This is a genomic window from Limnospira indica PCC 8005, assembly GCF_000973065.1.
Taxonomy (GTDB): domain Bacteria; phylum Cyanobacteriota; class Cyanobacteriia; order Cyanobacteriales; family Microcoleaceae; genus Limnospira; species Limnospira fusiformis.
In genome coordinates this window covers 6,144,600-6,171,454 of the sequence record NZ_FO818640.1, presented here as the reverse complement: position 1 = coordinate 6,171,454, position 26,855 = coordinate 6,144,600, and the positions used below count along the sequence as shown (strand labels likewise).

The following is a 26,855-nucleotide window of genomic DNA, read 5'->3' as shown; positions in this document are numbered from 1 at the left end:
TTTACCTAGGTTCCCCGTTCATACGAGAGCGGGGATTTTTTTTGTATCCCTAAAGATTTTTCGCCTGGCGAGACTCCCACCACATGGGAATCACAAACCAAGCCACCACCAATAACAGAGCAATGATCGCAAATTCACCCACCCAAGAGACTAATTGGGGTAAAGGGACAACCTGACCGACAAAATAGGCAAGGCTAACCATTACAGAAGCCCAGAGTATCGCCCCAGCACCATTACATAGAAAAAATTTCCAGTATTTCATCCCAGCAATTCCGGCTAGGGGGCCAGCAAAAATTCGCAGGAGGGCCACAAATCTACCTAAAAAAACGGCCTTAGCTGCATTTTGGCTGAATTGGTCTTTGACTTCAATTAGTTGTTCTTCCTTGATGCGGAATAACTTACCCAATAAACACAAAAACGGCCAACCACCCCAGCGCCCTACCCAGTAACCGCAGTTATCCCCTAGGATGGCACCTGCGATCGCACAACCGAGAACCCACCAATAGTTAAGTTCTCCACTCCCGGCTAGGAATCCCCCCACCAGTGTGATAGTTTCTCCCGGTAGAGGAACCCCGGCATTTTCTAGGGCGATACCGCCGAAAACCGCCCAATAGCCATATTCATGGGCGATCGCCTTAATTGTTTCCAGTGATACAACTTCAAAGGACATTCAATGGTGTCTTCATATTTTTTTCGCAATTCTTTACAATCGTATAATATTTTTAGCTATATTGCATTCGATAACCGCCATAGCTGTGGTGGTTAATCTCGGGGTAACTCTCCCCTGGGTGTGGCAGGGGCGATCGCCAACACACATTTTTTGTTACCTACGACAACATATTTACCACCCCGGTCAGATACCATGTAGTTGTCACCAGGGGAATCTTTCCTATAACTACCTCGTCTAAAGGCAAGTGTGGTAGGTTGACCAAAAATTTTGACAAAATTCATTACACATAGGAGAAATAGTCATGAGTGCTAACAAACCCTGGATCATTCGGCCTCAGAATAAATTAGATTCCCAAGGTTCAGAAGAACTGAAAAAACAGTTTTTGTCAATCACTTCTGAACCACCCATACTTTGGATCATAGATATGAGCCATGTAGAATTTATCGATAGTTCTGGTTTGGGGGCTTTAGTGGTGGCTCAAAAAACAGCTAAAAAATTGGGTTGTCGTTTAGTGGTTTGCCACCTAGGGGATGTAGCTAAAATGGTCTTGGAAATTACCCAACTAGATAGGGTGCTTGAAATTGTGGATAACATCGACCAAATTTCCGCCAATCCTCAAACTTTGCTTTCTGCATAAATCCCACTGCCTTTCTGGTAAAATCAATGTCGTCGCTTGAGGAGTTAACTATGGGGTGGATGCGGTACATAGCGATGGCATTAGTCAATACATTGGGCGTTGTGGTGGGGATTATCTTAGTACCCGCCCCTCATGCAGTGGCTCAACTAGCAGCGGAGACAGAGGAGCCAGTAGAATATAAGATCTGGGAATCGGAAACTCGCTTATCAGAATATGGCAGAACTTCCTCTAGCTTAGATCGCCTAAAAACAGTGCGGGAAAATCCCCAATCTGTCCCTCAATTATATGAATTACGCGATCGCCTACAAGCCCAACTTGACCAAGTATCTGGCCCCCCTGACCCCCTGGTAGTTCAGGAAGCCTGGCAATATGAACTACAACTCCAACAATATCATAGTTGGCGTAAAGCCCTACGGCAAACCGAAAGCCGCATTCGCAACGAAGAAAAAGCCAGCCAACACTGGAAACAAGCCGCCGAATTAGCACTCGAAGCCGTAGAAATCGGTCAATATCCTAACCCCACCGTTAAAGATTGGGAAATGGCACAACAGTTATGGATAGCGGCGATAGACTCCTTGCGACAAATTCCCGCAGATAGTTTGATTCAACCCCAGGCTATTGAGAAAATTGTTGAATACCAGGGCTATTTAGCCATTGTCACCTATCAACGAGCCTTGGCTAGTCAACCAGAAGCTGAACCGAGGGCTACTACCGGAGAAATTGCTCAGTTTTCCGTCGCTGAACCCAAGTTTCCCGGTTTTGCTCTCCATGCTGATGTTAATCGGGATGGCGTAATTGATGAGCGCGACAAAATGCGCCCTACTCAATGGTCATTATCTGCTGGACCTTTGATTCTGTTTAATAATGATGATGACGATCGCAGTGGTATTCCTGACTGGAGCGATCGCATTGTTAATGGCGAATATGACGAGGCAGATTTAGCCCAAATTCATTTTAAGATTTCCGAAGAATATCAAGACGCAGATATATATATTAGCGTTGATGAAGCCTCCCGCCGCCGGATTAATATGTTCCAAAAAACCCTGGGCGGCTGGAAATATATTGATTTGTCCGGTGCTTCTCCCCTGGAATTTAGCCCTACTATTATCCTGGGTGTTGAGGCTAAACAATTCGCTGATGGTCAATGGAGTGGCTTAGTCAATGTCAAAGCGATCGCCCGTAAAAATGATACAGAAATCGCCTCTGACCAAATCCAAATGGGTGTCGCACCTTGGATTATGTCTCCTAATACCGCCCCCGTTTCCCAGGTACATATAAGCGATCGCGGTGTGAATCAAGACGTAGTAGAAGCCGTACAAGATGCGATCGCCCCCACCGGAACCCCCACCCGTATTACCCCAGGAGAAACCGTCTGGATGCGAGATAGCGCTGCTATTGGCTATGTACAATTCCCCAGTCCTGATGGTTTGCGTCAATACAATGTCGCTTTAAGCCCTCCCGGCGGCAGTGATTATGCCAGTTCTTTATTAGGGCGAAATTTTGGTTGGGCTGAAATCGGAGAACCCCGCGAACTTGACCCCAAAAATCAATGGTTAGATTTCTATGGCAACCTTAATGTTACCCCACCTATTCCCGGCTATCCTATGGGGCGTATATACTACGGAAAAGCTGACGGGGAAACTATAAATCCCGATATTTTAGCCTTTTTAGAAGCCCAAAAAGTTCAGTGGCCCCCCGTAGAAATTGACACCTCTTGGTTAATTACTCGCCAAGTAGATGAACTAATCACATTTGTTCCCACCGCATCAGGTAGACCCTTAATGCTAGTCGTTAGTCCTCAAGAGGGCGTTAATTTATTGCGGCAATTAGCCCAAACCGGTTACGAAGGGGCAGCAATTAATCGCAGTTTAAGCACCCAAACCACAGTGAGAGCAGCCCTGAATAATGAACTATTAATTCAGCATAATTTGAGGTTGCATCGTGACAAAATCACCCCTTTAATTAATCAGTTAAAAGAGGAATTTAAACTTAATGATGAGCAAATTGTGGAAGTCCCAGCCATGTTTGGTTATACCGGATATGCTTGGTGGCCGAACCCGGTTAATTCTGTGTTTGTCAATGGCAAATTATTGGTGTCTGACCCGCGAGGGGCTTTGATTGATGGCCGAGATTACACCCAGGAAGACTTGCAGCGACGATTAGCGATCGCTGGTCTTGAGATCACATTTTTAGATGATAGTTATTACCAAAACCTCCGAGGTAGTCTCAACGCCGGTTTAAATACTACCAGAATCGGCGAAGAACAGGCCTTCTGGGAATCCTTCACACAACAGTTAGGACAATTTAGCCAACGCTAACAAATAGCTATGGCGATCGCCCAAATTTAGATAATGCTAATACAAACAAATGTCGATTTTGGCAAATCTCTTAAACCGTTTAGTAATGGCTACAGCGATTCCCACCCCATCAGATTGGTGGATTTTAGCCGCCACCTTTCTGGTTTATGGTGCGATCGCCCTTCCCCTCGGCTTCTCCATGAATTTTCTCAAATGGAACCCCATACATTTTCACCCCCTGCGACTCCTAGGGGCTATGATTTGGCTATTTATCACCCCCGCACTGCTTGAGGAAACCCTCTTTCGCGTGCTGTTAATACCTCCCCCCACAGAAGCTCTATCGCCCCTGATATGGCTATTTTGGGCGGCTTTCAGCCTCATTTTATTTGTGATTTCCCACCCCATTGCCGCCTTGACTTATAATCCAGCCGGAAATCCTATCTTTTGCCAAACCCCATTTTTAAGTTTAGCTACAATTTTGGGATTGGCTTGCACGATCGCCTATACTTTAACCGGGTCTTTGTTAATTCCAGTTTTGTTTCACTGGTTGGTAGTAGTGGTTTGGTTGTTTCTGTTAGATGGCGAACATAAATTATCTGCCAATTTACAGGCGAAATCAGATAATCTAACACCATCATCATAGTTGGCAAGCGCATTAATGGGAGTTCGATAGTGAAAATTGGAGATTGGATCGCCTTTTTCTTTTTAGTCATTTCCCTAATAATTTTATGGGAATTCCGACAGATTCTATTATTGTTATTTACTTCCGTCATCTTGGCGATCGCCCTTAACGGTTTGGTGCGTTGGCTACAACGATTTAGGCTGAGTCGCGGTCAAGCCGTCTTCCTAGCTATCAGCTTAGTGTCCTTTGTCGGCATTATGTTTTTTAGTCTAATTATGCCGCCATTTTTAGACCAGTTTCAACAACTGCTAAACTTGGTTCCTAGAGGCTATGAAAGATTCACCCGTTGGATTGATTTCATTCTCCAACAACCTCCGATTTGGCTCCCAGAAATTAACTTGAGACTCCCCGGCTTTACCGAAATTGCTAGACAAGTTGGGCCGCTGGCTCAGAATATCCTCGGCAATTTCTTCGCCGTCTTTAACTTCTCCGTTAACACACTTCTACAGGGTCTATTAATTTTTGTTTTTACCCTAATGTTAGTCGCCAATCCCGCCTCATATAGACGGCTAGTGGTGCGCTTATTTCCATCTTTTTATCGCCGCCGAGCCGATGAAATTTTGGGTCTGTGTGAAATTTCCCTCTTGCAGTGGATGCGCGGAATTGTCATTAATTCTGTGTTTATCGCTACTCTGAGTTATATCAGTTTAACCATATTAAATGTCGAATTTGTTCTCGCTCACGCCTTATTAGCAGGCGTGTTTAACCTAGTTCCGAATATCGGCCCTACCTTGAGTGTCGTATTTCCCGTTTCCGTCGCTCTTTTGGACTCCCCCGGTAAAGCCTTTTTAGTCTTGGTCGCATATATTATTATTCAGAACTTGGAGAGTTATTGGTTCAGTCCCATGATTATGCAGAGACAAATTTCTCTACTCCCAGCCGCTACCTTGATGGCACAATTGTTTTTTGCCAGATTTCTGGGATTTGGGGGTTTGGTTCTCGCCCTCCCTTTGGCTGTCGTCACCAAAACTTGGTTGGAACAAGCCGTATTAAAGGATATTTTTGATAACTGGACCTTGGGTCAACCTCTACTCGAAAGTTCTGATATTTCCGAATCTGAGCAGGTGTTAATAGCAGCAGACACCCCCCCAGAATTACCCGATAGTTCCCCTAATGATTCTACTCAGGAGCATGATAGCGACGATGGCGAAATTTGAGAAGTTAAAACCCGGCGATCGCTTGCGTGTCATTGCTCCCAGTGGCAGAATTAGGGAACTTAAATCTGTAGAAACAGGTTTAGATATTTGGCGCGAGCAAGCATATCAAATTAGCCTCACTTCTGGTTACGATCGCAGTTGGGGTTATTTAGCCGGAACTGATAGCGATCGCCGTCGTCAACTCTTAGATGCCATTGGCGATGACTACAGCCGAGGTATTCTCTGTGCTAGGGGGGGCTATGGCGCGACTAGACTCCTGGAAGGGTTATCTATTGCTGATATTCCCCCCTCCACTAACCCTAAGTTTTTAATCGGGTTTTCTGATATTACCGCCCTATTGTGGGCTTTGTCTGGACAGGAAAATATTTTAGCCATTCATGGTCCCGTTTTAACTACTTTAGCCCAAGAACCCGATTGGGCGATCGCTCGTTTATTTGACTATCTAGCAGGTAAACCCCTTCAACCCCTCCACGGAGACGGGTGGGGCGGCGGTAAAGTACGCGGTCGCCTATTTCCTGGGAATTTAACTGTCGCTACTTATCTATTAGGAACCCCCCATCAACCTGATTTAACTAATGCTATCCTCGCCTTTGAAGATGTCAATGAGGAACCCTACCGCCTAGATAGAATGTTGACCTACTGGCGCACTATCGGCGCGTTTCAGCCTGTCCTTGGTATCGCCTTGGGGCGCTTTAGTCAGTCCGGGTCTGACCTTAACTCCCCTGGGGATTTTTCCGTTCAACAAGTATTGCGCGATCGCCTTTTTGACCTGAATATCCCCATTGTTGCTAATCTTTCCTTTGGTCATGACGGCCCCAATCCTATTTTACCTGTCGGCTTAGAAGTAGAATTAGATGGCGATCGCGGTGTTTTGAGTTGGCCAACAAACCCCCCCTCATACTGATAGCTTGCCCCGCCGTTTCTTACCACATATTTAGTGATTAGTCAATCATCCTGTCAAAGATTTACAATTGACTATATTATGTAAAGATAAGCGATCGACTTTGTAAAAATATGGACAAGTTGCCTGCGATCATCTTCTGTTTTCCTTCAATTCCACCTATATATTACTTATGTAGTTAATATTTTTGATTACTACAAACATCCTTCTAACTAAAACCTATTCCCGCCCATGAAAACAACTTCTTTATTTGGGACAGCTTTATTAGCTACCACTGTAGCCATAGCTTCTTCCGCATTTTTACCCGCTGCCGCTTTTAATATTACCAAAACCGGAAGTCAAGCCGGAGATCCTAAACAAGACCTGTGGCAGGTGGGGGTTTCCACCAATGATATCGGATCAACCTTTCAGGTTGACTGGTTCCTGGATCGAAACTTTGATCCTTCCGGTGGCCTTAGTCAAGACCTGAGTGCATTTTCTACCTTTAAGGTTGATAGCTTTACCAGTAGCTATCTTGACCTGACCATCAATATTAGCAACACCACAGCACTCACCCAAACATTTACCGAGGCTGGTATTGTTAGTTTTGGATTCGGTATTGACCCCAACGCCACCAGTGTTCAACTGCTACAAAGTGGCAATAACTTCACTGGCGCTCAAGTTAGGACCGGTCAACAAACTTTCCCTGGTGGCTTTAAACAAATTGACATCTGTATTTTCACCCAGGGTTGTAATGGTGGTTCCCAGAATAGTGCTTTAGCCGCTGGTGCATCTGATAGTCTACGATTAAGGATTGGAGGCGACTTTACTAGCGGGACTACTACCATTGGCGCGAACCTCCTTGATTTTCCGGTTAAATTCCAAACTACTGACGGTAGCTTTGAATTAGCTGGCGCAGCTAATGTCGAACAAGTCCCCGAACCTTTGACTATTTTGGGTACAGGTATGGCTTTGGGTTTTGGCAGTATGTTCAAGCGTGAATACGACAAGAAGAAAAATAAATCCAGCCTCAAAGCCTAAGCGCGTCTCTGTTGTCGCCATTAGTCATTTAGGCATTTTTGACTACAGAGACTAAGGCACATCAGTAATTTTACGGGTCATGCTTTACCAAACACCCTTTGATGTAAAGCTGAACCGTATTTTTATGTAATGTCTTCGTAAAATCAGCTTTTAGGGGTAGACAGTACAGTAGCTGTGGGCACTTGGTAGAATGCAGTTATAGCAAGTTATGAATATAGGACAAAGAGAGAGATGACTTTACTGAACCAAATTAAATTCGCTGCCGTCGCTGCATCTATTGCCAGTGTATCTGTTTTGACTAGCTCACCCGCTGAAGCTGTTACCTTTAATATTGGCGATCGCTTTACCGCCAATGCTCAATTTACATTAGTCGGAGATTCTTCCACATCTCTATTTTTTGACTTCCTCGACGTAAACGGCAACACTGGTGGGCCGGGGAACTTCGGCATTGATAACTTTACTGCTGTGGGTTCTTTTGTTGACTACACCACAGGTTCCCAAGTTCGATCAGAATATACCATTCAAAACGTTGACTTTGGTAGCGCCACTCAAGTAGCCAACTTCTTGACCTTTAATGATGGTCCTGGCGGTTTGTCTGAGTGGTCTATGGATTTGACATCCATCAATGTCGTCAGCGATACTGCCTTTAATAATATGCGGTTTGTGGATATTTATGCCACCGCCCTATTTAGAGGTGATAATGTGGCACAAGGTGGCGGCGGCTACCAAGGCTTGATCCGAATTGACCGCGAATTCAATACCGCACAATTTGATTTTGAGGTTACTTCTGTTCCAGAACCCATGGGCGTTATTGGCGCTGGAGTTGCTTTCGGAATGATGGCTGGCTTACTGAAACGTCAACCCTCCAAAAAGGAAAGCTAAGGTTGTCAATAGCTTGTTAAGGTTTTGTAGCACATAACATATAGTGAACCTGCCTATCTGAAACATCAACCCTGGGGGCGGGTTTGCTTTTGGTTTGGGGTCGTCCCTGATTTCACGGATGGTGCTTCACAAAACCCCCCCCATATATAAAGGTTGACCCTAATTTTTTGTAATGTGTTGATAAAATGCACGAATTATGCTATACATCAGCCCGGAGAGTTGCCATACTGAAAACATAATTCTTTTAGGAAAATAGGGTTGACAGAAGATGAAACTACAACATCAGGTCCAATGTGCCACAGTTTCTCTATCCATTGCTAGTTTATCATTCCTAGCTGCTGCACCCGCCCAAGCCTTGACTTTTTCCCCTGGCGATCGCTTTACCGCCAACTCCATTTTTACCGTAATTGGTGATAATAGCACCTCCCTAAATTTCGACTTCCTAGATCATGCTGGTAATGCCGGAGGTACTACTGGTAATTTTGGTATCGATAACCATACAGCTACAGGGGTTTTTGTTGACTATACCACTGGCTCAGGAATTGACTCTCGTTATATCATTAGAGATACAGACTTCGGGAACACCAATCAAGTGATTGATTTCTTGCGCTTTGATGACGGTCTGGGCGGTTTGTCTGAATGGTCTATGGATTTAAGATCAATTAGCATTGTTAGTGACTCTATGTTCGGTAGTATGAGGTATGTTAATATCGCCGCTGAAGCACTATTTAAAAGCGATAATCAACTTAGAGGGACAGGTGGTTTTCAAGGCTTAATTATAATTGACCAAACCAACAACATTGCACAATTTGATTTTGAGACTACTGCGGTTCCAGAACCTTTCACTATTTTGGGAACTGGTTTAGCCTTCGGTATCGCTGGCTTACTCAAACGTGAATACGACAAAAAGAAAAGCTAAGTAATTAATAATTAATAATTAATAATTAATAATTATTTGCCGAGTGGGCGGGTTTTTTCATCTTCTGGTCCGAGATTTAATTGACCGTGGGTGAGGTGAGGGCGGGTTTTTTCATCTTCTGGTCCGAGATTTAATTGACCGTGGAACCCGCCCCTACATTGTGCCTATCCCTGTTGGGGAGACTAAGAGGGAGTTTCATTATCCATTAATTAACTGTTGACCTCTTATGTAATTAATAATTAATAATTAATAATTAATAATTAATAATTAATTACCGAGTGCCTATCCCTGTTGGGGAGACTAAGAGGGAGTTTCATTATCCATTAATTAACTGTTGACCTCTTATGTAATTAATAATTAATAATTAATAATTAATAATTAATAATTAATTACCGAGTGCCTATCCCTGTTGGGGAGACTAAGAGGGAGTTTCATTATCCATTAATTAACTGTTGACCTCTTATGTAATTAATAATTAATAATTAATAATTAATAATTAATAATTAATTACCGAGTGCCTATCCCTGTTGGGGAGACTAAGAGGGAGTTTCATTATCCATTAATTAACTGTTGACCTCTTATGTAATTAATAATTAATAATTAATAATTAATAATTAATAATTAATTACCGAGTGCCTATCCCTGTTGGGGAGACTAAGAGGGAGTTTCATTATCCATTAATTAACTGTTGACCTCTTTCGTAAATTGCTCGGGCGTAGTCCGTCCACATTCCCTGTCCCCAATAGCGAAAACAACTCGTTTGTAATAGTAGGTTATATAATAAGGCTTGCTGATAGTCTGGTTGGCGGGTTGTGGTCGGGTCTTGGTTAACTAGGGGGTCATATTTGCGGTGAAAATCAGCACTAAGTTGGTTCATGGGTTCCAATACGTTTTCATATCCTTTTACCCAGCTTAGATGATTAGTCCACGATGCACCATCTATATGAAATTGGGGGTCTGTTTCCTGTAAATGAGCGATCGCATTTTGCACAGCTTCCGGCGTAACAGAGTCTACCTTTTCCCAAATTCGATGCTGTTGTATCGCCTGACAAGTCGGGTAGTCTTCTGGCTTCACTCCCGCCGCTTCTAACAATTCTAAATATTCCGTACCATTTAAACCTACAACCCCAGGAGTTCCCCGACCATGATTTTTAATCTGAGACCAGAGAGGGATAAAATCCCTAGGGTATTCATTCATCATCACCCCGCCATTTTCCCCGTCAGCAATTTGAGTCACACAACTGGGAACCATGTATTCCCCTAATTTTTGTAATCCCCGACCCTTGGCTTCATGATAGGGTTGCATTTGCGCGACTAATTTAGTATCAGAACCCTGGGTTTTAATTAAGGCAATTATACTAACTGTTTCTCCCTGAGAATTGCGGGCGATTAAACGATTGGGAATATATTTATCATCATGATGCAGTGGGGAACCGTCTAGGCGTTCTACGGAATGTTCCTGCACCATTAACCATTGATAACCACATTCTTTGAGGGATTTAATATATTCATAGAGTGTATCAGGATGGTTGGGTAGGTGCATTTCTGGGGGTGAAAAACCTTTGACTCTGGCTAAAGCATCCTTGCCAAAAATAGCGGCAAAATGATGTTGCCAAGCCTGAATATGTAATTTGATATCACGAATTGGAGTGGAGGGAATGACTGCATGACTCCACATAGTACCCAACCATTCCACATTCACCCAGTATTGGGGGTTACAGGTAATATTTTTGAGGGTGTCTAGGATATCATTTCGCCCGATTTGTTGCAGTCCCCATAGCAAGTTACCGGAATAGTCTAACATAATCCGAGGATGACAGCCATTGGCTACTAATTCCGGGATAAATTCCCCCATACGTTTATAACACCAGGCGAAGGGTTCGGCGTTATGATTATCGCCTTGGTGGGGGTGTTCAAACATATATTGCAGGTTGCTAATTAATGCGCCATTTTCGCCCGCTGGAATGGTGGGTTGGTGCATATGGAGGGCGCAAGCAAATCCGGCGGTAATTTGGTCTAGGTTGAGGTGGCTAAGGGGTTGAAAAAGGCGATCGCTATGATTCACTACGGCGGTGATATCTGCTTCCCAACCGCAAATATTAGGTAATCCATATCGGATGGCTTCTAAAGTGGGGAAATGATTAGGCTGGGAGGGCGACTGGGGGGTAGTGGTCATATTGGGTCTATCCTAATTTCGCCAATTTACTGTTAAAATTATAACTCAGTTTAGGATTATTTTGCAAGTCATCATGAGCGAATCTTTGATTTATTCATTAGGGGAACTTTATGAAGGGGTGTTAATTAAGCGCTATAAACGACTTATAGCAGATATTAAGTTAAATTCTGGGGAGGTGATTGTCGCCCATTGTCCCAATACTGGCCCGATGACGGGGGTTTGTATTCCCGAAAATCCGGTGATGGTGTCGAAGAGTGATAACCCTAATCGCAAATTAGCCTACACTTGGGAATTAATCCAAGTGGGAGATCATCAACCTACTTGGGTGGGAATTAATACGAGTCTTCCTAATCGAATTGTGGCGATCGCTTTGCAAAAACGCTTATTTTCTCAGTTGGGGGGATATACAAAGGTGAGGCGAGAAGTTAAATATGGCGTGGGGGGGAAAAGTCGGGTTGATTTTCTGTTAGAAGGAGACGACCAACTGATTTATCTGGAGGTGAAAAATACTACCTGGTGTCAGGGGGATGTGGCTTTATTTCCTGATACGGTAACTGAGAGAGGACAAAAACATTTAAGGGAGTTAATTGATACTGTGAAGGGTGGCGATCGGGCGGTAATGTTGTATTTTATTAATCGTGGAGATTGTCCGAAATTCGCGCCCGGAGATGCAGGAGACCCGGTTTATGGGAGTTTATTTAAGGAGGCGATCGCGGCGGGAGTCGAAATTCTGCCCTGTCGTTTTGATGTGACTCCCCAAGGGTTTAAATATTTGGGATTAGCGGAGTTATTGACCGCTAATTAAAGGGGATAATTATCAGGGGTTTTGATGTATAATCACCCCTGATAAGGCTATTTAACGGGCGGTTAAGTTAACATCCCGGAGACGCTGGCTGAGAAATTTACAGATTTCCCAAAGGATTTGGGGGCGCTGGGTTACTAGACTGACAAAACGGGTTTTTTCTAAGGTGAGTAAAACACAATGTTCAGCAGCGATCGCATTAGCGGATCGCAAAAAGTCTTCAAACAAAGAAATCTCGCCAAAATGTTGACCTTCCTCTAATAGGGCTAACTGTTTTTCCTCCCCTTCAACTTCTCGGACAATGCGGACTTTTCCCTTGACGATAATATAAAAACGTTCCCCCATAGTCCCCTCAGAAAAGATAATTTCTCCGGGTAAATATTCGGCGGACTCCAAAGCATTATCAATCAGCAAAATTTCATCTAAGGACAAGGTTTGAAATAGGGAAACATTTTTGAGTAACAGTAAGCGGTCAATCATAAAATTCTCCGAAATTGATAACTGCTGGGGTTGGAAGACTAAAGATTGGGCAATTTTACGGATAATGGGGTCAGGGTCAGATTTAGCGATCGCCCCAGGAATACCCGCAAAAGCCATCAAAGCCCCCATTTTTAACCAATGATTTGGGGTGTCTAAAACCTCCAACAAAACCGAGTATTTTTTTATCTCAGAACTCCCATTATAAGCCTTAACATTTTCTCCGGTTGCCATAGTTTCTAACAGTGGCATTAAAGGACGAATAAACCGCCCTTGCCTCAAAGAACCCAAAGTTTCGACGGCATGAGAACGCGCCCTTTTATCGGAACTTGATAACAAGACTTTAGCGGCATTTACAGTGGATTCTTGCCCCAAACTAGAGAGGATATAAAAGACTCTTTCAATCATAGAATTTTGGTAGTCTATGATAGCGACTTGCAACATTTCAAAGAGGGGGTCATCAGCATCAAAATGTAGTTGCCATATCCGGGTACGACTAATCAATTTTAAGTCCGGCTGGATAAAATTATAAAGAATATTCTCAGCGGTTTTTGTCCGCACCCAACCAATAGCTACAATCGCCGATCGCACTACTTCAGGACGGGAGGAAAACAGGTAATCCTGCGATACTGCTAATCCTTGATCACCATAAAAACTGAGAGTTTTAGCCGCCTGTTGTCTGACGGCGATATCCTCATCTTCCAAGGCACGAGAAACTTGGATCAACCATTGTTGATCATGAATTTGTTGGATAACCTGTAAAGCTGCTATTCTGACGGTAGGGCGATCGTGATTAAGTTCAGAGGCGGCAATTTGTCCGCATTTAATAGGTTCATAATCGCACAATTCCACCAAAGCCAATAAACCCTTACGCTTAATATCTGGGGGTGCATTTTTCAGGACTTCTGTTAACAGAGGAATTAGTTGAGGGTTACGACTTTCCCCCGCCGCCCTTAATAATGCTCTCCGGGTGGTAATATCGGGTTGAGTCGGACAAACTTGGTGATAAAGTTCTTGAATTGAGCCATCAATTTCGGTCTGAGAAATAGCGACACAAGCTAAGGCGCGCACTTCGGGACTTTCATCATGTAATAAGGTTTGTAGGCGACTCGCAGACAGAGGGGAACCTGTGGCGATATACAATTCTAAAGCCATGCTGCGGACTTTAGGCTTAGGGGAAGATAGGAGGCTTTTAAATTCCAGGTTATTACCCATATTTTTAGTAGTAAATAACCGAATGACAGCCCGACGCACTTGGTCATCAGCATTGACCCAAATATTTTCAATATCAGATGAAAAATCCCTAGGGTTTTCGAGATAAGGGAGTAACTCCAATCCTAATACTTGATTTTGCGGGTTCTTATCCTGAAGAAGCTGGCGCACTTCTGGGCGATATTTACTGGAGAGATACAAGCCATCTCCCACCCTACTTAGGTTAACTGACCCTGACCGTAACATTCCCAAAAGTGATTGGACATAGCTTTTTCCGGTGAAGTAACCAATAACTACTAAGAAACCACTGAGAATTACTCCTACCCACACGACTTGATAGGGGTTAATCCATCCCAAAAATACCATTAAAATTATGCCAGCTATAGATTGCCCTAATGGGGAAAATAAACCCTCTCCCCACACGCGCAACCTACCGCCAAACCTAGCCGGAACAGCATTATAATTAAGGTTGGTTAGAGGTAGGAATATACTATAAAATAAGGCTCTATAGGTAAGCTGCATTCCCATGGCTGCGGTGAGATTATAGCTAAATATAAGTCCCAGAAAACTGCCTAATAACATGACAGGATAGACTAAGTTAGTCCGAGGAACTCCTAATTTTTTAATCAGGGGAGTTGTCCCTACAGAAATAATCAGAAATTGAATGGCGGTTAGGGCGGCGGTAATATATCCGAGAAAGGTGGCGAGTTCCTGTTTATCGGGGAATTCTTGTCTATAAATAGTGGAATATTGAAACTCCCCAATCCCTCGGACTAGGGCGGTTCCAAATACGTTAGCAATGAGAAAGATAATAATAGGATAGTGGCGGGATAGTTTGGTTAAGGTCTGCCAGGTTTCTGATAAATTAGACTTCTGGGTTTTGGGTTTTTGATACTCGGTAGGTAGGGGAGTTTGATGGGCTTCTAAATAATAGATTTGCCCGATGGATATCCCATAACAAATAGGGAGCAATAATAGCTGATTCTCTAAGGTAACAAAATCAGATATGAGGGCTACCAAAATACTGCCCAATAAATATCCGGCGGTGGTTCCCAGGTAGATAATTGCTGTGTATTCTTTGAGTTCTAAGTTAGTGAAATAGTCTGATAAAAGTGTCCAAAACTCGATGCGGAATTGCAGGATATAGATTAACCAAATGACAATATAGAGGGTGAAATAAATGGGGATTAAATCGAGGTTTATAAATAGCCGAATACCGATGATTAAGACAGCAGCAACCGCTAAGACAATGCGAAACAGTCGCGGACGGTTGAAGCGGTCTATAATGGCGGTAAAACCACCGGAGACTACCATTAAAATTAATGGCATGATGATGAAAAATAAAGGCAGACTTTCCGCGCCTGCTTTGGCTAAAAATAGCGATCGCCCTAAAGTCATACCAATGGCTTGGGCGACCATTATGGTAAATCCTAACAGGACAAAATGGATTAGCAATTTGGTCTGAGATCCTGACTTTCTCAGCCTCAGCTTTTGTCTAATTAATCTAATTAGCCTCATATATGACCCGAAGTAGATGCCGATCGCATTTTAGCCTACCCGATTAGTTAATCTGGTTAAATTTAACACAAAATTAAGTCGGCTACCCAACCCTCTCCCAGACAGAGAGGGAGTCCGAGGGAGTTTGATTATCAATTATCAGTTGGTTTCGCCTTGTCTGGTTTCAGGAGAAAACTCGCTACTATGATTCCGATAACGGCTAATATTCCCATGGGATAAAAGGCATAAGTATAGCTACCAAACCAGTCCCGAATACTACCCGCAACCAAAGTTCCTAATAAAGCACCTACACCGTAGGCGGTGAAGACAATACCGTAATTTTGGGCGTAGTCATCAGGGTTAAATAATCGCAGGGTGGTAGTCGGCGCAAGGGCTAACCAACCTCCTAAGCAAAACCAAAATAGACAGAAAGCAATTAAATAGGTCGCTATCTGTCCTGACTCAGCATTAATCATTAAAATGCAGGCGATTAAAATCAGGGTATAAGAAGCGATCGCTACATACCGAGGAGGAAAGCGATCGCTTAACCAGCCAAACAGGGGACGACTCACCCCATTAAACAAGGCAAAAAGGGAAACACTACCAGCAGCAAATCTTGGGTCAATTTCAATAATTTCTTCTCCCACGGGGCTAGAAATGCCAATAGCACTTAACCCGACAAAAGTGCCAATAACATAGCATATCCATAGCCCATAAAAAGAAGGACTTTTTAGCATCTTAGGCGGGTAGAAAACGGGGGTAGGAATAACTGATGTTGTGGAGATTTTTTGGGTAGGTTGCCAATCTTGGGGGGGCAATTTCATAATATTAGAAATCGCCACAATAATCACCATAAAAGTGATACCCAAAACCAGCAAGGTTGGTCGCACGGTATAACTATCAATCAAGGCTTTAGCGAGGGGGGCGGTGATTAAGGGAGACAAGCCAAAACCAATAATTGTTAACCCGACGGCTAATCCTTTTTTATCAGGAAACCAGCGGGCGGAAACGACCATGGGAACGCCGTAAGTAATACCTACACCAGTCCCCGTAATGACCCCATAGGCGATCGTCATGGTGATAATATTGTCAGCAAAACTAGACAGAATATAGCCCAAACCCACAATAAACCCACCAACTGCTGTAGTGGCGCGAGTCCCAAATTTGGGTATATAAAAACCTGTAATTGGCATCATCAGCGCATAAAAAACCAGCGCCACGGTATAGGGTAACAGGCTTTCGGTGGCGGTGAGATTTAACTCATTTTGTAGGGGAGTCCTAAAAATACTCCAAGAGTAAACAGTCCCCAAACACAGTAAAACGGTTATACCCAAAGGAATGAGTAGCCATCTTCCTTGGTCTGGTGGTAGTCCTAAAACCCGCAATTCTGAATGATTTTGATGGTCAGCTTTCATAATTTTCTCCCCAGCCCAGCTAAATTTTCGCTAAAATTTGGCGATCGCAATCATAAACCCTATCTTGATCAGCATCAACTGACAAAACGATACGGGACATAAAACTATTGCCGCTTTTCAGGGATATGGTAATAATACGACCATCAATGAGTCGAGTTTGACTGGGGGGCTGTCCGGTCCCTGGATTGACAGGATAAGCGGGAAAACAAGCCCCACTTAAACTTAAACGAATTTGGTGGGATTGAGGAATGCAAATGCAGGTAGGCTGTAAATCAATTCGGATCGGGGTGGTTGGCTGATTAACTCTGATATAACCCTGAGTAAAATTCCAGACACTCCCATCCGATCGCACTTCTGACAAAATAGCACACAAGTCAAAACTAGGACTATCAGCCTCTCCGTAAACCTCAACAAATACATTTCCGGCTAAATGTAAATCCTCATCCAAAGCATCAGAAGTGTAAGTCAGGACATCAGCGCGACAGTCCAAAGCGCGACGGTCAAAAGATCCAGGAGTTAAAGTAGCATGACCCCCAAGGGCTGGGACGGGACGGAAAGGATCATGAACCAACACATCGACGGTATCGGGTAAAATGTGTTCGTCTGGGTCTTGGTCCTCCTCTTCGTCCTCGACGGCTATTATATCCTCTGGTAAAAGCAAACCAGAATCTGATCGAATTGCTGCCAGACCTGTACTGGTGAGAAAATAAGATTGACTAGATCCTTGCGGCCATTGGTCAAACTCTCGCCAGCAATTATCCCCCATAGAAAACAGAGTTACAGGTTTTTCTTCCAAAAGTCCGGTATCAATACCTTTAAGAAAATGGTCAAACCAGCGGATCTGTAACTCATCAATGGGACTAACAGCCTCTGGACCATAATCAATACCACCTACCTGTCGGCCCCAGGGCAAATGTCCCCACGGTCCAATAATCAAATACTGGGGAGATGAACTACGATTAGCCATATCCTGATAGAAATGAACTGTCCCCCGCAGATAGGTGTCAAACCATCCGCCAATGTGCAGCATGGGTAAATCGAGATTATCTGTGGAGGGGGAAAGATGTTGCCAATAGTCCCCCGGCTGATCATGCTGTAGCCAATCATGATAGAAAGAATCAGCAGCCAGGTTTTTAAAGGTTTCAGGAGAGGCAGGAATTTCGCCGTATAAGGGCAGATGCCGGGAAAGATTATATAAACCCCTATAGCTGAGTTCATCCCCCCGCAAGCGCGCGGTTTCGGTGGCTAATTGAATTCCCCAAGCTAGGTTAAGCTGCCAGCAAAAAGCCCCCCCTTCGTAGGCCCAATCCTGATACAGGTCACAGGCGACCATGGCGGGACAGAGGGTTTTTAGGGCTTGTGGGTAGCCACTGGCAGCATAAATTTGAGTCATCCCCTGATAGGAAAACCCATACATCCCCACATAGCCATTGCTATGGGATAAATTAGCAGCCCAGTTGACGGTATCAAGGCCATCTTCTAATTCATGGGCGAATAGTTGAAACACTCCCTCAGAGGTTCCCCTTCCGCGCACATCTTGAATCACTACGATATAACCCTGTTGGGCATACCATTGGGGATGGGCGTAAACTACGGTAGATGCGATCGCCCTTCCATAGGGTTGTCGCATTAATAATACCGGAAATTCCCCCGGCCCAGAAGGGCGATAAATATCAGCATCCAAGCGGACCCCATCTCTGGTGAGCATGGATGCTGTTTCTTGAACTATCATAATAAAGACAAGAACTCCATGGCAGAACCTGTGGGGTGAGGATGCCCAACACAATATGATTCACCACTTCACCCGGTGAGCAATCCTAAACCCCCACATATCAAAATTTAATGAGTCCTTGTTGAATTTTCCACTACCTCGAACCAGAACCCGTCGCGATCGCATTCCGTCGAGTTAAAATAGTGGAAAAGGTTGCCAACTGTAGGCATTATAGAGGAGCCCACAGCGGTGGACTAATGTTGATTCCTAGCTAGGTTTTGATCGCCATCTATCTGGTAGGCGATCAACATAGGGCATCCTTGCAGAACCGAGGGCGGTAAACACTGATGCCAACCGCATTTTACTCTCGCCGCGTCGTTTTGATTAAGCCACCCAAGAAACACCCAAGCGCCCATAGACAACCTGAGTAATGCTTCACTGGTGATCAAGACAGATGAGCCTGATATTTACTTATTCTTCGTCATCTTCATCAGCCATACCCTTGGGTTCAACTTGAATCAGGTGAATATGTTTAGATCCCAGGCGAATCTCAAATTGATCACCAGGTTTCAAACCCATTTCCTGGGTATAGTTAGCACCAATCACCAAGGAGCCATTTTTATGAACGCAAGCGCGGTAACTAGCTTCTCGGCCTCGTCCATCTTTAGAACGACCCGGATCTAAGGCAATTCCTTTAGCCGCCAGCAGTGCATCATAAAACTCGGTCATGTTCGCACGAGTTTGGTTATCTTTTGTGCGGGTGTAATAGCCACACTGCTTGGCAGTCTCACGACGAGAGTAGTTGGGTCCGAGTGATTTGACTTTATGCAATAAAGTCTTTCCGGTCATCGGTTCTTCTGGAAGTTTTTCTGCTGTAGTTTTTGGCATTGATGTACTCCATTTCTAATTTAGTCAATCCTAACATATTTGTTGGATATTTTATAGATCATATAACTTAAATGTCGCGGCGGGGTAATTTTTTTTATGGCAACTCCTGACATCGACTTGGTCAAACAGTTCAAATCAGAACCAGTGGACTGAAAATCCCCTAAAAATGGACAAAGCAAATTCCCAAATCTTTCCTTTTCCCTGGGGAAGCCATCCATAACAGAATCTAGGTAGATTTGACTGCTAAGATCCCGCCACAAAATAAATATTGTCCCACAAATCAAGGCAGAATATATTACTTTGAAATAATACAGTTACCGTGGATATGATCAGAGTACGGAGAAGGCATCTGTGGTCTCTAGGAACTCCACTTGACAAGATTTGACATAAACTAGACCAAAACCCAGGATCAAAATGCCATATCCGGTGGTTGTGAGCATTCCCGACTCCCACAATTAAGCGATCGCCAATGGGGGTATGATGAACCAAACCTAATAGCGGAAAACAGCCATTTCAGGCGACAGGCTATCAGAGTATCATAGACAGCCTGACAGGAGCAATACCTTTGACTGTTTTCCGGTCGGGAAATGCTATAGCTTAAAAAGCGATCGCACCTGCCAGCAAATCACTCTGATCTAATCTGATTGAGTAATTGATAAAACGGTTCCCAATCATCAGCGGCCGCAATGGGTTCCCAAACCGCCTCAATAGCTGTTCTGAGCAAAACGGTAGTGGGGTTATATTGTTGGAGGGTCTGTTTCATCTGTTCCATTTCGGCCCCAGACAAAGACTGCAAATGGTGACAGTACAGATGTCGCCAGGGGACTAGGTGTTTGAGATCTCCTATATTCTTGAGAATCTCAGTTTCATCATCTCGCCAGAGGGGAGTAAAGCCTTCCCTGAGTTGGGAGAAGAAGTCATGATATCCCACTGTATTGTCTTTGAGCAAATCAATAGTCAACTTAATCAATTCTTCCGGTTCAGAGACCTGTCCTTCTGCAAAGCCCAATTTTTTTAAGATCAATTCCTGGTAAGCCTGACGATAGTAGTCAAAGAAATTGTCTAAAGCCTGTTTGAGGCTATCTGAGTCTGCCACCATAGATAGAGGTCTTTGCAGCAATTCCAGATTACCCCGACAAATCAAAGGCTGATTACCATAGCAGTAAAGCCTACCATAGTCAAAATAGGCAGCGGTGAAAGTCCGATCATAAGTCGGCATAAATGCGTAAGGACCATAATCAAAACTTTCCCCTGTAATCGACATATTATCGGTATTTAAGACACCATGACAAAACCCAGCAGCCATCCACTGAGCGGCTAAAGTGGCTACCCGTTGCACCAATTCCCGATAAAAGGCGACGAAGCGATCGCCAGAGTCTAATAAATGGGGGTAATAAATCTCAACCACATGATCTAAGAGTTTTTTGATCAGATCTGCGCGACCAAAATAGTGCAATCGCTCAAAAGTTCCGAACCGAATATGCGATCGACTCATTCGCACCATTACCGAAGACCGGGTAGGGGAAGGTTCATCCCCCCGCCATAACTTTTCTCCGGTTTCAATTAAACTTAAACATCGAGAAGTCCTCACCCCTTGTCTGTGGAGTGCTTCTGCTGCTAATACTTCCCGGACTCCCCCCTTTAAAGTCAGTCGGCCATCGGCATGGCGAGAGTAAGGAGTTGTACCAGATCCTTTAGTACCAAAATCATACAATTCCCCATCTAGGCCGCGCATCTGTCCATACAGAAACCCACGACCATCTCCTAAACCGGGATTATATTCTCCAAACTGATAGCCGTGGTAACGCATCGCCAAAAACTGCGTCACACTTTCAAATTTACCAAAAGCCTCTATAAAATCCTGATCCTGAGTTGGTTGTGGGTCAATTCCCAATTTGAGCAGCAATTCATCATTACGGAAACGCAAAATATGCAGCGGGAAGGAGGCGGCCGCTACGACATCATAATAATCATCCCCCAAGCTCTCAAAAGCGGGTTCATATTCGAGAAACAGAAAAGGATTGGACATGAAGGCTAAAATTCCAATTCTCGATTATTTTATAGGTAAAAATTGGAATTGACAACCCCCTTAATCCGATCGCATAATCGCGATCGCCAATTTTCCAGCCTGATGGCTATTTGGGGATTAATCAGTGATTCTAGGGGGTAAGACCGGGTAAGGAATGCCTAACTCCCCAAAAGTCTTTTTAGCGCGGCGAATTAGGTCAGTTTTAAAAATAAACTCATCCCTAACATCCATGGGATAGCATCTCAGCTTGACCAAAGTTCCCCAAGGCTTCTCATTTACCACAACCAGAATGGGGAGGTTAAGTTGTGTATATTTGCTGGTCTGAGCGACTCTATATAGTATAAGGATAATGCGATCGATATCGGCATCATGGGCAAAATAAAAATCAACGGCGGTCTGTGCTTCTACTTCACCCTTATTAGCATTGATGATCGGCTCTGTCCACATTTTATTATGGGGAATGGTGACAATATCATCATCAGGGGTTTGCAGTTGGATCGCACGCAGTCCATAGCTGATGATTTCCCCATACTGACCATCAATAGTGACGCGATCGCCGACTTGATAAGGTCTTTCAAATAAAGCAATCATCCCAGAGATCACAGAACTGGCATAATCTTTAAAGGCAAAACCTACCGCCACAGCAGCAGTCCCAGTTATCGCCAACAGATTAGTGGAGGATAAGTCCAGAAACAAATTAATCAAGATCACCCCCGCTAACCCAAAAATAAAGGCTCGCCAGAAGGGTACAGACTGTTTAAACGCCAAACGAAACCGCAGCGGGACCTGTTCGGAAAGCCAGTAAAGAGACTTTTCGGTAAGTATAATACCGCCATAGGTCAGCAGAACAATCACGACCCCCCAGATAATTTTCCCAAAGGTGATATCGGCCAAAATTTGATTAGGGTTAGTGGCGGCTTCGCCGTTAGTTTCGGCCAATAACTGATATAGCCAAATGTCGATTAACATTTATACTCCCCACCCACCAGAAATTTATTGTTATCGAGATCTCGCTTGAGACGAGGGTAGTAAATACCATTGATCGCAAACCGTGGCGCAGCGCCACTGTTTCCCGGACGGCGGATAATTAAGCCATCACGGATGAGTTTCTGAACCTGAGTTTGAGTTGCACTCTCTCCCTCCCCTAAAGTCAGACACAAGTTAGGCAAAGAGATGGAACCATGTAATATTAAGGAAAACAGCAAAAAGCGATCGCTTTTAGTCAAACTGGGCAATTCTGGTATGCTAGGGCGATCGACCAACCAAGGTTGATCAGGATTTTCTCGCGTCTGGTTTTCCCCTTCTTCCTCCTCTTCCTCTTCTGGCGGCGGGGAAATACCCAAAGAATTTAGCCAAGCCTCAGCAGCGATCGCACGATTACCCTCAGACACATCTTCTAGCTGCTCAAAATATCGTTTTTCCTCACTACAACACCAGTTTTCCTGGGGTTCTTCTTCCTCACCCTCGGATTTTTCACGCCATTGTATATCTACCGTTTCCCATACGGGAGTTAACCATTCCTTGAGTTCGATCGCACTGAGAGGCGGAATTGATGTTTTCACACCGACCAAATTTCCCAGTTGACAAACTCGATCTAAATATAGCCAAGTCCAATGGTTACAACCAATCAGCCAAAACCTTGAGCGATCGCTAAAAATCGCATCTCCTAGCCTTTCAATTCCCTGCAAACCATCCACACAACGCAAAAAACACCAACTCAAATCAGGAATTACCACCAGCGATCGCTCACCCTGACTTGGCTGCAAAATACTCTCTTCTAGTTGTGATATAATAGTATAATTCTTAGATCGCTCTGACCAAGGCAGCCATTGGCGAGTCAAACCCTCAATCGGTTCTGAGGAACTCAAAGTATCCCAAAACACGGTCGATATAGCTTCTACTGGACTCGCCAAAACCACCATAGCATTATCACATTCTGCCCCCTCCGACCAGGAATTAATCGCTTTTGACAATTGTGCGTGCAATAACTCCTGGTGAGGTAATGGTGTCTTCAACTCAGCCACAGCTTGTTTGAGGCGTAATAAATTGGTAGGTGGAATTGGGTCAAGTTCTATTCCCTTCAATTTGTCCCCCAACTCGTCAGCCTGCGCTTTAATTTTTTGATGTGCGCTGGGAAACCAAGCCCCAAACTGTTTAAGAATTTGAGCGATCGCCATTAGGAGTAGTTTAGTAAATCGGGAACAGACTAATAGACAAGGAAAAGACAATTGACAATCATCAATCATCAATTGTCCCTCCCGAATTTTCCATCAACTCCTAACGCATTTGCATAACGATCACCGATCGCGCTTCAGTTAGGATAGGTTGATTACCAGAGTAATAGGGTCCTTCTGGCAGCAATAAAGATTCTTTGGTATCAATAATAACTTGCCAATGTCGAGCCTGTAAACCTTCTGGTAACAAAAATTCGATTTCCTCATAGTGAGCATTAAATAATAGTATAAAGCTATCATCCATCACCCGTTCACCCTGGGGACCACGGGCGGGAATTTCCTCACCATTAAGAAAAACAGCGATCGCCTTAGCATATCCAGCATTCCATTGTTCCTCAGTCATTTCGCCGCCGTCTGGATTAAACCAGCCCAGATCATTAACCCCAGATCCGTGAATAGCTTGTCCTTGAAACCACTTACGGCGGCGGAAAATAGGATGTTGGCGACGGAAATAAATCAACTGGCGGGTAAAATCCAAAAGAGTCGCATTAGACTTAGGTAGATCCCAATCTAGCCAAGAAATCTCATTATCTTGACAGTAGGCATTATTATTCCCTTTTTGAGTGCGTCCCAACTCATCACCACTCACCATCATGGGCACTCCTTGGGATAACATTAATGTCACCAAGAAATTACGGCGTTGGCGGTTTCGCAACTCCAAAATATCAGGATCATCTGTTTCGCCTTCTTCCCCACAATTCCAAGATCGGTTATGGCTTTCCCCGTCGTTGTTATCCTCCCCATTCTCTTCGTTGTGTTTTTCGTTGTAACTCACCAAGTCATTGAGAGTAAATCCATCATGGGCGGTAACAAAATTAATACTAGCGTGGGGTTGTCGTCCATTATCCTCGTACAGGTCAGAACTCCCAGTTAACCGATAAGCAAATTCCGCCAAAGAACTATCCTCACCGCGCCAGAAGTCCCTGACTGTATCCCTATATTTGCCATTCCATTCAGACCATAACAGGGGGAATTTACCCACCTGATAGCCACCTTCTCCCACGTCCCAAGGTTCGGCGATCAACTTCACATTAGAAAGCACCGGATCTTGGTGGATAATATCAAAAAAGGCGGCGAGACTATTGACCTCATAGAGTTCTCGCGCCAAAGCGGAGGCCAAGTCAAAGCGGAAGCCATCAACGTGCATTTCCAAAACCCAATAGCGGAGGCTATCCATAATCAGTTTCAGAACTTGGGGGTGGCTAACATTGAGGGAATTACCGCAGCCAGTAAAGTCCATATAATAGCGGCGATCGTCTTCCACTAACCGATAATAACTAGCATTATCAATCCCCCGCAGGGATAGAGTAGGACCGCAATGGTTGCCTTCTCCGGTGTGGTTATAGACAACATCTAAGATGACCTCGATACCCCCAGCATGGAGGGCTTTTACCATTTCCTTAAATTCCCGGACTTGGTTGCCAGGGGTGGGGTCAGCACTATAGTTATACTGTGGCGCAAAATAGCCAATTGAGTCATAACCCCAATAATTTCTTAACCCCTTATCTACCAAGTGTCCCGGTTGAGATAGGAAATGATGAACAGGCATCAATTCGACTGCTGTAATTCCTAGGGATTGTAAATAGGCGATCGCCGCCGGATGTCCCAAACCCGCATAAGTTCCCCGTAACTCTTCCGGGATATCCGGGTGTAGTTTGGTAAATCCCCGCACGTGCATTTCATAAATAATTGTCTCATGTTGGGGAATATCCAGGGGCTGATCATCTTCCCAGTCGAAGGACTCATCTACAACCACTGCTTTCGGCACTAAATGAGCATCATCCAATTCCGAATAGCCTAAATCTAATTCGGGATCTTCCCATCGATAGCCAAAAATCTCCTCACCATAACCAATTTCACCATCCAAGGCTTTGGCATAGGGATCAATCAGCAGTTTATGAGGATTAAAACGATGCCCTTCATTCGGTGCAAAAGGACCATGCACCCGGAAACCATATCGTTGACCGGGGGCTATTCCCGGTACATAACCATGCCAGACAAAGTTTTCTACTTCGGTTAGGGGAATGCGAGTCTCTTGGTCTTTACTATCAAATAAGCACAGTTCAACTGCTGTGGCATTTTCACTGAATAATGCAAAGTTAGTCCCTTTACCGTCCCAGGTAGCACCATTAGTCTTAGCATTACCCGGCCAAATAGGTATATACATCGTGAAAAATTCCTGTTGTGAATGATTAATTAGCTTCATCACCCACTTGGGGCGGAAATTTTAACCAGATCCATTCTCCCTCAACTTGAGCGATCGCACCACCAGGAAAAGGATCACTTTGCGATCGGTTTGGGGCAGAAATTAAGCGGGTCAGCTTTTCAATTTGTTCAAAGTTAGTCCCTTTTCTCAGTACCTCCTCTAAAAGCCTTCTCATCACCCGACGTTGCAGGGCTAAGGGGGCTGATTTTAATTGGTGGCGATTTACTCTATAGCCATTATTACACGGTGCAGATGCTATAGCCACCCTATATAATTCATCCGCTTGTTGTTCCAAATATTCTACATCAGCCCGCAATAATTCCGCCGTTTGGGCTAGGGCTTGTTCAACCTTGGGGTTAAACTTATTTTCCAACTCTGGTATCAGTTGATGTCGAATACGGTTTCTAGCATAACTCACATCTGTATTAGTGCTATCTTCCCAAATTGGCAAATTTCGCTGTTGACAAAATTCTCCCGTTTCCTTACGAGTTATCTCTAGTAAAGGACGCACTAATATTGGCTTTGTTTCTGTCTCCCTCCCGAATATAGGACGACTCCACACCAAAGAACTTAATCCATCGGCACCACTACCACGAATTAGATTATATAATAACGTCTCCGCCCGATCGCTTTTCGTATGACCTGTTACTACATAACCATAATTATCAGTTTGGGCAATTTCCCCCAACACTTGATAACGCCACTCCCGCGCCGCCGCTTCTGTTTTTGGGATCTGTGGGGCTGTTAATCGGTAACAGGGGACTTGCCAAATTTTCCCCAACTGTTCTATATAATCAGCATTAGCTACCGAGTCGCGCCGCCACTGATGATCACAATGAGCGATCGCAATTCGCCAATTCCATTTCTCTTGCAAGTCTAATAATAGTCTGATTAAACACATCGAATCTTGACCCCCAGACACAGCCACCAACAGGCCCTCTCCAGACGGTAAAAGATTTCTGCTTCTCAGAGATATATGTACCTTAGCATGAACATCAGTCCAGGGTGTTTGACTAGCCATCAACCGAACCACGAAGCCGCAC

20 protein-coding genes are annotated in these 26,855 nt (G+C 44.2%); 9 read left to right on the top strand and 11 right to left on the bottom strand.

Features of this window, described 5'->3' with window-relative positions; genetic code table 11:
• Positions 1–49: 49 nt before the first annotated feature.
• Complete coding sequence (locus tag XZ46_RS27370; RefSeq protein ID WP_006622369.1) at positions 50–670, bottom strand: DedA family protein; 621 nt, start codon at positions 668–670, stop codon at positions 50–52.
• A 301-nt stretch (positions 671–971) separates the two neighbouring features.
• On the opposite strand from XZ46_RS27370, the gene XZ46_RS27360 reads away from it, so the two are divergent.
• The 8 genes from XZ46_RS27360 to XZ46_RS27325 all read left to right on the top strand — a co-directional run bounded on the left by XZ46_RS27360 (position 972) and on the right by XZ46_RS27325 (position 9,165).
• Positions 972–1,307 (top strand): STAS domain-containing protein, encoded by a 336-nt coding sequence (locus XZ46_RS27360; RefSeq protein ID WP_006622372.1) that lies wholly within the window; start codon positions 972–974, stop codon positions 1,305–1,307.
• 74 nt (positions 1,308–1,381) lie between these two features.
• Positions 1,382–3,625 (top strand): protein-arginine deiminase family protein, encoded by a 2,244-nt coding sequence (locus tag XZ46_RS27355; RefSeq protein ID WP_228116434.1) that lies wholly within the window; start codon positions 1,382–1,384, stop codon positions 3,623–3,625.
• A gap of 49 nt (positions 3,626–3,674) precedes the next feature.
• Positions 3,675–4,247, top strand: coding sequence for a CPBP family glutamic-type intramembrane protease (locus tag XZ46_RS27350; RefSeq protein ID WP_006622375.1), 573 nt, complete (start codon positions 3,675–3,677; stop codon positions 4,245–4,247).
• Positions 4,248–4,276: 29 nt separating this feature from the next.
• A complete protein-coding gene (locus XZ46_RS27345) occupies positions 4,277–5,443 on the top strand; it encodes an AI-2E family transporter (RefSeq protein WP_006622376.1) in 1,167 nt (388 codons plus the stop codon).
• Positions 5,430–6,347 carry a S66 peptidase family protein gene (locus XZ46_RS27340; protein WP_008056433.1) on the top strand — a complete coding sequence of 306 codons (918 nt, stop codon included), beginning with the start codon at positions 5,430–5,432 and terminating at the stop codon, positions 6,345–6,347. Before XZ46_RS27345 ends, XZ46_RS27340 begins: the two co-directional genes overlap by 14 nt.
• 228 nt (positions 6,348–6,575) lie before the next feature.
• Complete coding sequence (locus tag XZ46_RS27335; RefSeq protein WP_008056434.1) at positions 6,576–7,364, top strand: cistern family PEP-CTERM protein; 789 nt, start codon at positions 6,576–6,578, stop codon at positions 7,362–7,364.
• Positions 7,365–7,595: 231 nt separating this feature from the next.
• Positions 7,596–8,246 carry a hypothetical protein gene (locus XZ46_RS27330; RefSeq protein ID WP_008056435.1) on the top strand — a complete coding sequence of 217 codons (651 nt, stop codon included), beginning with the start codon at positions 7,596–7,598 and terminating at the stop codon, positions 8,244–8,246.
• A gap of 268 nt (positions 8,247–8,514) precedes the next feature.
• A complete protein-coding gene (locus XZ46_RS27325; RefSeq protein ID WP_008056436.1) occupies positions 8,515–9,165 on the top strand; it encodes a PEP-CTERM sorting domain-containing protein in 651 nt (216 codons plus the stop codon).
• Between the two features lie 670 nt (positions 9,166–9,835).
• Here the strand turns inward: XZ46_RS27325 and XZ46_RS27320 are convergent.
• Complete coding sequence (locus tag XZ46_RS27320) at positions 9,836–11,341, bottom strand: polysaccharide deacetylase family protein (protein WP_006670740.1); 1,506 nt, start codon at positions 11,339–11,341, stop codon at positions 9,836–9,838.
• Between the two features lie 73 nt (positions 11,342–11,414).
• Here XZ46_RS27320 and sfsA point away from each other — a divergent pair, with 73 nt between their 5' ends.
• Positions 11,415–12,146, top strand: a complete 732-nt coding sequence (sfsA, locus tag XZ46_RS27315; RefSeq protein WP_006622385.1) for a DNA/RNA nuclease SfsA — start codon at positions 11,415–11,417, stop codon at positions 12,144–12,146.
• Positions 12,147–12,197: 51 nt separating this feature from the next.
• Here the strand turns inward: sfsA and XZ46_RS27310 are convergent, their stop codons facing one another.
• The 9 genes from XZ46_RS27310 to tilS all read right to left on the bottom strand — a co-directional run bounded on the left by XZ46_RS27310 (position 12,198) and on the right by tilS (position 26,833).
• Positions 12,198–15,251 carry a HEAT repeat domain-containing protein gene (locus tag XZ46_RS27310; RefSeq protein ID WP_008056444.1) on the bottom strand — a complete coding sequence of 1,018 codons (3,054 nt, stop codon included), beginning with the start codon at positions 15,249–15,251 and terminating at the stop codon, positions 12,198–12,200.
• 230 nt (positions 15,252–15,481) lie between these two features.
• Entirely contained in the window at positions 15,482–16,744 is a 1,263-nt protein-coding gene (locus XZ46_RS27305; protein WP_008056448.1) for an L-lactate MFS transporter, read from the bottom strand.
• Between the two features lie 19 nt (positions 16,745–16,763).
• Entirely contained in the window at positions 16,764–18,476 is a 1,713-nt protein-coding gene (locus XZ46_RS27300) for a CocE/NonD family hydrolase (protein WP_008056449.1), read from the bottom strand.
• 450 nt (positions 18,477–18,926) lie between these two features.
• Positions 18,927–19,343 carry an AbrB family transcriptional regulator gene (locus XZ46_RS27295; RefSeq protein WP_008056450.1) on the bottom strand — a complete coding sequence of 139 codons (417 nt, stop codon included), beginning with the start codon at positions 19,341–19,343 and terminating at the stop codon, positions 18,927–18,929.
• Between the two features lie 625 nt (positions 19,344–19,968).
• Positions 19,969–21,372, bottom strand: coding sequence for a protein adenylyltransferase SelO (locus XZ46_RS27290; RefSeq protein ID WP_008056451.1), 1,404 nt, complete (start codon positions 21,370–21,372; stop codon positions 19,969–19,971).
• Positions 21,373–21,489: 117 nt separating this feature from the next.
• Entirely contained in the window at positions 21,490–22,341 is an 852-nt protein-coding gene (locus tag XZ46_RS27285; RefSeq protein ID WP_006622391.1) for a mechanosensitive ion channel family protein, read from the bottom strand.
• Positions 22,335–23,618 carry a MarR family transcriptional regulator gene (locus XZ46_RS27280; protein WP_008056454.1) on the bottom strand — a complete coding sequence of 428 codons (1,284 nt, stop codon included), beginning with the start codon at positions 23,616–23,618 and terminating at the stop codon, positions 22,335–22,337. Before XZ46_RS27280 ends, XZ46_RS27285 begins: the two co-directional genes overlap by 7 nt.
• A 31-nt stretch (positions 23,619–23,649) precedes the next feature.
• Positions 23,650–25,773 carry a glycogen debranching protein GlgX gene (gene glgX / locus XZ46_RS27275; protein WP_008056456.1) on the bottom strand — a complete coding sequence of 708 codons (2,124 nt, stop codon included), beginning with the start codon at positions 25,771–25,773 and terminating at the stop codon, positions 23,650–23,652.
• A 25-nt stretch (positions 25,774–25,798) separates the two neighbouring features.
• A complete protein-coding gene (gene tilS, locus XZ46_RS27270) occupies positions 25,799–26,833 on the bottom strand; it encodes a tRNA lysidine(34) synthetase TilS (protein ID WP_008056458.1) in 1,035 nt (344 codons plus the stop codon).
• Between the last annotated feature and the right edge of the window lie 22 nt (positions 26,834–26,855).